The following is a 1116-nucleotide window of genomic DNA, read 5'->3' on the forward strand; positions in this document are numbered from 1 at the left end:
AGCATTTTGGAAAGTATGTAAGCTCTCTTGAAAAAGGCTTGCTGTTGCACTTGAGAATTCTTCTAAAATCCGAATTTTAGCTTCTATCTCTTGGATTTCTTGTTCATAATGGTTGGCAACACTTTGGAGACGTTGCCCCTCATAGACAAAGTCCTCTACCGCTTTTTTAGCTATGGCATTAGCCAATTGATTATTGAACAGGTTCATTTGAAAATCAACCGTTGCTTTTTGTTGCTTCTTGATTTCTAAATGTTCTTTGAGGTCGTCCATATCATAGACAGGGTCTGGAAATTGGTCAAAGTTTCGACGTTCATTGTCAAAAGTGGTGAGTTCCCCTTTAATTTCATTTGTTGCTTCTTTAAGTTTAGAGAGGGTCGGTTTCACAATCTCTTGAAAGAGGGTTGCTGCTGCATGATAGGCTTGTCCTTCGAGAGGACCAAAGGGGTCATCAATCATACTTAAAAGGTGGTCAACACCTTCTTGCACATCTTCTACAATCTGATCCGCAATCTCTAAATTATGTTTTAAAGCAGAGCTTAAGAGTTGGCCATCATTTTTATTATATTTTAATCCCATGTTAAAGCATTCCTTTCTCTCTGAAGTTTGCCTAATTTATCTTGGTTTGCAACCTGCTCTGCACGGTAACCTATAGTGAGTTGTTCTTTCATACTTTCGGTTACACGCCCAATTTCTTTTTTTATTTCATGAAGCGCAAAATCTTGGCTATTGACCAAAGCCCCTTTTTCTTGGAGACGTGCAAAATAAGCCTCTTCTTGACGAAAAAGAGCATTCATTTGGTCTTGGAAATGCTCAACGGATTGCTTAAGGCTACGCTCTTCTGCTCGTATATCCTCTTCTACTTGTTCTTGGAGCATGATTTCTCGGTTTAAACGAAAACGCTCTTCTGCATTTTTATCTTTTGGCATTAGAACCCCCAACTCTGACTGTCTGCTTGATCGTCATGTTCAATCTTTTGAGCTAAACCCTTAATTTTATTGGCTTGTGCTTCGACAGTGCCGACAAACTCTCCAACTGAAGCAAGCATTTGGTTGGTTAAGTTTTGCCCTGCTTTCACACAAGGCACTTCACTCCCTGCAAACTGAACTTTTTCATTTT

At 39.4% G+C, this 1116-nt stretch carries 2 protein-coding genes and 1 pseudogene; all 3 read right to left on the reverse strand.

The window, feature by feature from the left end; translation table 11 throughout:
* A pseudogene (locus tag LACDD01_RS07615) lies at positions 1-576 on the reverse strand (hypothetical protein); the annotation flags it as partial.
* The gene (locus LACDD01_RS07620; RefSeq protein ID WP_061414063.1) at positions 567-926 is read right to left on the reverse strand and encodes a hypothetical protein; all 360 of its coding nucleotides are present in this window, start codon (positions 924-926) and stop codon (positions 567-569) included. The pseudogene LACDD01_RS07615 and the gene LACDD01_RS07620, both read right to left, overlap by 10 nt.
* Positions 926-1116 (reverse strand): hypothetical protein (locus LACDD01_RS07625; RefSeq protein WP_197458039.1); only part of this gene is annotated, 191 nt, incomplete at its 5' end. The genes LACDD01_RS07625 and LACDD01_RS07620, both read right to left, overlap by 1 nt.

This window comes from Lactococcus sp. DD01 (genome assembly GCF_001578715.1).
Classification (GTDB): domain Bacteria; phylum Bacillota; class Bacilli; order Lactobacillales; family Streptococcaceae; genus Lactococcus; species Lactococcus petauri.